Origin of the sequence: Streptomyces sparsogenes (genome assembly GCF_001704635.1) — a bacterium.
Lineage (GTDB): Bacteria > Actinomycetota > Actinomycetes > Streptomycetales > Streptomycetaceae > Streptomyces > Streptomyces sparsogenes.
Genome location: NZ_MAXF01000195.1, coordinates 51,150 through 57,206, shown reverse-complemented (window position 1 = coordinate 57,206; position 6,057 = coordinate 51,150). Strand labels below are relative to the sequence as shown.

Below are 6,057 nucleotides of genomic sequence, written 5' to 3'. Positions count from 1 at the left end.
CCCTCGCCGGGCGCCGACTCGATGGTCAGGGTGCCGCCGAGCTGCCGTGCCCGGGCGTGCATCGCGGGCAGCCCGTGCCCCCGTGCCCTCGCCGCCGGGGCGCCCGCGGGCGGGGCGTGGAAGCCGCTGCCGTCGTCCGCCACATCCAGGACCACCTGGTCGCCGAGGTGGGTGAGGGTGAGCGTGGCCGTCGTGGCACCGGCGTGCTCGCGGACGTTGGCCAGTGCGCCCTGGGCGATGCGCAGCAGCGCGGAGGCGACCCGGTCGGGCAGCGGGAGCGCCGGCGTTCCCTCGACATGACAGCGGACCACCAGGTCCACCGACTCCTGCGACGCGCGGGCGGCCAGGGCGCGCAGGGCCTCCTCCAGGCTCTCGCCGTCGGCGAGGTCGGCGGGGGTCAGATCGTGCACGAACCGGCGGGCCTCGGCCAGGTTCCGCTCGGTGATCGAGGCGGCGGTGCGTACGTGACGGTGGGCGGCCTCGGGGTTCGCCGCCCACACCCGGTCGGCCGCCTGGAGCAGCATCTGCTGGCTGGACAGGCCCTGGGCGAGGGTGTCGTGGATCTCCATCGACAGGCGCTGACGTTCGGCGAGGGTGCCCTCGCGGCGCTCGGTGGCGGCCAGTTCGCGCCGCGTGCGGATGAGGTCGTCGATCAACTGCCGCTGCCGGTCGGCCTGGCGCCGCATATGGACGAAGACGGCGGCCGCGATCGCCGCGACAGCGGGCGGCGCCACGACCAGGTTCGGATCGAAGCCACCGGACGCCAGCTTGAGCTGCGCGGCCACCACGAAGGCGGTGAGCACCGCGACGAGGGCGAGCGCCGCGCGCGGGGGCAGGGTGCGCAGCCCGGTGAAGAACAGCGGCACCGCGCACCAGGCGGAGCTCGGCGCGAGCACGACCAGGACCATCCAGGCCGCCACCACCGAGGCCAGCCAGGCGAGGCGGCCGGGCGTGGGACGGGCGAGCGGGGCCGAGCCGAGCACATACAGCAGGGCGAGCACGGCGGACAGCACGATGATCCACGGGGTGTCGGGATGGCCGGGGTGGCGCAGCAGGAACCGGGCCACCGAGGCGCCGAGCAGGAGGAAGAACGCGGCGTGCATGACGAGTCCGAGCCGACGCTCCCGGGCGGCCGTGGTCTCGTCACGGGCGGAGCCGAGCGGGCCGGGCACCGCCCGCGCGGGCGCTCCGGTCGCCCCTGCCGTTGCGGTTCCGTGCCGCATTCCACCCTCCTTACCCGCGCCTACGCACCCATCCTGACCTGGTGGGACCATCCTCGCATCAACCGTTCGGACGACAGCGGCGTCGGCCGTCATGGCGGCCGAAGGCAGCCGGTGGGGCGAGGCCCGGGCCCTTGTTCCGGCCGGAGGATCACACCATGACTCACCACACCATGACTCACACCAAGAAGCGCCTCGCCGCCACCGCCGCCGCCACCGCCCTCGTCGTGGGAGCCGTCGGCGTCATCTCCGCGCAGGCCGCCTCCCCGGCGGCCGGGACCACGTCCTCGGGCGGGGCCACGGCCGGGACCGACCCCGCCGACCGGAACCTGACCCGGTCCACGCATCTGACGGTCGCCGCCGCCACCAAGGCCGCGCAGGCCGGCCTCGACGCCGCTGCCGAGGAGGGCCAGAAGGTGTCCGTCGCCGTCGTCGACCGCAACGGCAACACCCTCGTCACCCTCCGCGGGGACGGCGCGGGCCCGCAGTCCTACGTGTCCGCCGAGCGGAAGGCCTTCACCGCCGTCTCCTGGAACGCACCGACCTCCTCGCTGGCCGGCCGCCTCTCCCAGGCCCCGAACCTGAAGGACATTCCCGGCACCCTGTTCCTGCCGGGCGGTGTCCCGGTCCAGTCGAAGGGCGCCCCCATCGCGGGCATCGGCGTGGCCGGCGCACCCAGCGGCGACCTCGACGAGAAGTTCGCCCGGGCCGGGCTCGCCGCGCTGAAGCAGTAGCCGGCCACCACCCCGCGTGGTTCCTCGCACAGCAGCGCCCGGGGCCGTCGGGAATGACGGGCCCGGGCGCTGTGATCACCTCATCGCACCTCCTGGGCGTACGGCGCGACGGTGATCCGGTCGATCAGCGGTGCGTGGCGGGAGCGGAGCAGCACCCCGGGGAAGGTGTCCGAGGCGTAGGTGGTGCCGTCGAAGTTCGGCAGTTCCTCGGAGCGGAAGGCGATGGTGTTCTGTCCCTTCTCGAGGTGGACCGGGACGGTCAGCTCCCAGAAGTTGTTCCGATGGAAGCTGTGGGGGAAGGTCACCCGCCGCGGCTCGCCGCCGCCCACGGTGATGTCGGCGTGGCGGACGAGTGGGTCCGGGTTGTAGTGGGTGGCTTCGGACTGCTCGGGGTTGGAGTAGCGGATGCGCAGCGCGTTCAGGCCGGCCCGGTCGGCGTGCACGGTGAAGGTGGCGGTGTTGCCGTTGCCGGGGTCGCCGCCGATGCCGGTGATCGCCGTGCCGTCGGTTGCCAGGGAGAGCGGGGTGAGCGTGGCGGAGCCGGTGAGCCTGGCGTCCTGGGCCTCGTAGGTGCGTGCCGTGAGCGTGCCCTCGGTGGGGGTGACCGTGAGGCGGTCGACGAGGGTGGTGGACGGGCCTCCGGTCAGTGTCACCTTGTTGATGCCGCCGGAGAGGGAGACCGCGACGCGGTGCCTGCTCCTGGACAGGCGCAGGACGTCGTGGCCGTTGACGGAGAGCCGGGCGCCCGCGCCGCCGAGGGTGTCGACGGTGAGGGTGGCCTCGCGGTCGGCGGGGGAGTAGACCCAGAAGGTGGCGGTCCCGTGGTTCGGGAGCTGGAGCGCGCCCGAGCCGGTGGCGGGGGTTCCGGCGTGTTCGGGCAGCTCGTAGACGGGCCGTGCGCCGCCGGCCGGCCAGGCCAGTTCGCCTTCGTACACCTGGGTGGCGGCGGAGGGCCCGGGGAGGGAGAGGGCGAGGCGGTCGACGATGGCGTCGCCCTGGGTGGCGCGCTTGCCGTCGAGGCTCTTCGCGGCGAGCGTCAGGGTGTGTTTGCCCTGGGTGAGGCGGACCTTGGTGTCGGTGTGGTCCCACACCACCCACTTGTAGCCGAGCGGCAGGTGCAGCTCCCGCTCGCTGTCCGCCTTGCCGTCCACGCGCAGGAAGACGTTGGTGGGGCCCTGCTCCTTCACCTTGTCGAAGGTGTTGAGGGAGTTGGCGAAGACGCTCAGGTCGTAGGTGCCGTCCTCCGGCACGTCCACGGTGAAGTCGAGCGTGACGTCCGAGCCGGTGCGCAGACCGCCCACGTCGTAGCCGCCGGAGGTGTAGAACTTCGACACGTCGCGCGGCGAGCCCTCCGGGCCGTTCTTCGAGTAGCCGGACCCGGTGTGGGCGGCGTCCTCCGCCTCGTACGAGGCCTGCCAGCGCACGGGCTCGGCCTGGGTGCCCCTCGCCTTCCCGGCCGGGCTGAGGACGATCTCGTACGCCGAGGACTCCTTCAGCTTCGGCAGCCCGCCGTCGCCGAAGTCGACGACGACCTTGCCGTCGTCACCGACCTTCAGGTTCGTCTCGGCGAGCAGCTGGGGGCCCGACGAGTCGCCGACCTGTCCGCTCCACTCGATCTCCCGCACCCAGGCGTGCACCCGGTTCCCGAACAGCTTCTCGGGGACATCGGCGAAGGTGATGTGGCCCTTGCCGGTGGACCCGCCGAAGAGCAGCCTGGCCTGCCGCTTCTGCTCGTCCACGGTGGCGACGCCCTGCATGGTGTAGTTCTCGCCCGGGAACGGCGGGGTCACCTTCACCGTGTGCCCGCTCATCGAGGCGTAGGAGTGCAGCAGCCACCACTGGCCGTTGGCGCGGTTCGACTGCACGGCGGAGTCGGAGAGGTTGCCGTCGATGTTCCAGTACGCGATGTCGGCGTCCACCTTGGACTCCTCGATCGCGGACACCCACTGGATCATCTGGCCGGGGACGGAGGTGTGGTAGTTGAACGCGTACTCGTTGATGTTGACCGGGAGCCGGGTACCCTCCTTGGCAGTGCCCTTGAACAGCTCCTTCTCCCACGCCCGGTACGTGGCGACGCTCTGGCGGACGGCCTCCGGGTGGCTCAGCTCATGCCAGGTGATGACGTCGGGGAGGGTGCCGGCGGCAAGGGTGTGGGTGAGGAAGCCCTTCACCTGGTCGTACAGGACGCTGGTGTTGGGGCCGGCGACGCGGGCGCCGGGCATCTTGTCCTTGATGAGCTTGTAGACGCCGTCCCAGGCGGCGAAGTAGTCGTCCGGGTCGCTCAGCCAGCTGACCCTGTTGTAGCTCCACTGTCCGGTGCCGAACATGTTGCCCTCGGGCTCGTTGAACGGCACGAAGACGATGTTGTCCTGGTACTGCTTCGGCAGGTGGAGGACCTGGTCGACCTGGGTCGCGATCTTCTCCTTGTAGAGCTTCAGCTTCTCCTCGGGGGTGTCGCCCGGCCACTCGTAGGGGAAACCGCGGTGGATGTCGGTCATGTAGATGTACACGTCCCCGTCGGTGGAGTCGGCCAGCGGCCCCACCACCTCCAGGGCGTCGGCGCCGGGGTGCTGCGGGCCGTCCTGTGCCTTCGTGGAGACCGTGCGCAGGCCCATGCCCTCGATGAGGTTGTTGGTGGGGACGTCCGGTCCGTACACGCCGTAGAGGGTGCCGGAGGCGCCGCCGTGGAACGCGCCGGTGTCCGAGCCGAGGTCGACGGTCAGCTGCCCCTCGCGGACCACGGTGACGGCCGCCCGCACCGCGCGCCCGGCGGCCGTTCCCGCCACGGTGAACGTCCCGGGCCGGGCGTAGCTGTCGGGCGCCACGGCGTCCCAGGTGACCGGCGTGTCCCGGTCGTATCCGTCGGAGTAGGAGGAGCGGACGGCGGCGGGGAGGGACGGGGCGGTCCCGGTCGCCGTGCGGACCTCGAACGACGTCTTGGAGAGCTGCTGGAGGGTCGGCACCTCCCCGGCCATGCCGGCCACCTGCTCGGGGGTGAGCGCCGAGTGCCATACGGTGAAGTCGTCGATCGCGCCCTCGAGCAGCGGATCCGGGTGGAAGGACTTGCCGATGTAGCCGGCGGCCGTGGCCGAACCGTCCAGCAGGTCCCGGGCCTTGATGCCGGTCGGGGCGGAGGAGACCGCCACGCCGTCGAGGTAGGTGGTGAGCCGGCCGGCGGTGGTGTCGAGGGTGACGGTGATGGTCCGCCACTGGTTCGCGGGGAGCGGCGCGTAGCCGCGGAGCTGCGTCTCCGCGCCCCCTCCGGCGGTGGTCACGGACGTCTGAAGCAGCCCGTTGCCGTTGGCCGGGGTGGCGAAGAGGTATGTGGTCGTGTTGGTGCCCAGATCGAAGATCCGCTGCCACGGCGACGTGTCGCCGCCCCACTTCACCCGGGCGGAGACCGTCAAGCTCTCGGCGGTGCCGACGACTTCGCGGGGCAGGCGGACATACGCGCCGGTGGAGGTGGGTGCCCCGCCGGGCAGGGCGAGCGCCTTGCCCCCGTCCGTGCCGGTGACGGACCGGGCGGTGGAACCGTTGACGAGGGTCGCCGTCAGGCCGTTGCCGGAACTGTCGGTGATGGAGCCGGAGTCGAGGTCGTCCTGGTCGAAGGTGTAGCGGGCGGCGGGCCGGGGGGTGTCGGCCGCCTGTGCGGGGGCGGCCGGTGCGGCCAGCAGGCCCGCGCCGAGGGCCAGCGCCACGGCGGCCGGTGCCCGGCGCCGGGCTGATCTGTCAGCGGATGGCATGGATGGCGTCCTCAATCCTTGAGTGGGCGATTTCGGTCGGCCGACCTCGGTCGGCTGCTCGTCCAGGGGGAGGTCCGGCTGGGGAGTGTGAGGGCGGTGCCGGCCGAATCGTTTGTGCCGGAGGGATCGCTTTGTCGAACCGGTTCGGGAAGCTAGCACCGGGAAACCCGGTCAGCAATCCCTGTGACGCATCGATGATTGCCAGGTTTTCACTGGGCCGTGAAAGGGATGTCCGGGGTATTGACAGGCCTTCGGGCGGTTCCTACCGTCGCTTCACGCGAACCGGTTCGACAGCCGGGACGCCCCCTTCTCCCGCACCACGCCCCCACGGCCGACGGGCGCTCCTCCTGGGAAGCGTCG

General features: G+C 71.9%; 3 protein-coding genes. 1 reads left to right on the top strand and 2 read right to left on the bottom strand.

Translation table 11 applies throughout. The annotated features are described in order from the left end of the window. Positions 1-1,223 (bottom strand): sensor histidine kinase (locus BBH68_RS35835; RefSeq protein WP_079151423.1); only part of this gene is annotated, 1,223 nt, incomplete at its 3' end. Positions 1,224-1,378: 155 nt separating this feature from the next. Between BBH68_RS35835 and BBH68_RS35830 the strand changes: the two genes are divergently transcribed. Then, positions 1,379-1,954: a GlcG/HbpS family heme-binding protein gene (locus BBH68_RS35830; RefSeq protein WP_245738467.1), complete on the top strand. Its 576-nt coding sequence runs from the start codon at positions 1,379-1,381 to the stop codon at positions 1,952-1,954. 80 nt (positions 1,955-2,034) lie between these two features. Here BBH68_RS35830 and BBH68_RS35825 read toward each other — a convergent pair whose 3' ends face one another. Next, positions 2,035-5,697, bottom strand: coding sequence for a LamG-like jellyroll fold domain-containing protein (locus tag BBH68_RS35825; RefSeq protein ID WP_065967962.1), 3,663 nt, complete (start codon positions 5,695-5,697; stop codon positions 2,035-2,037). Positions 5,698-6,057 lie beyond the last annotated feature (360 nt).

Bases quoted from the DNA above. Each gene is read 5' to 3' on its own strand.
- BBH68_RS35830 (WP_245738467.1), top strand. From the start codon at position 1,379: ATGACTCACCACACCATGACTCACACCAAGAAGCGCCTCGCCGCCACC.
- BBH68_RS35825 (WP_065967962.1), bottom strand. From the start codon at position 5,697: ATGCCATCCGCTGACAGATCAGCCCGGCGCCGGGCACCGGCCGCCGTG.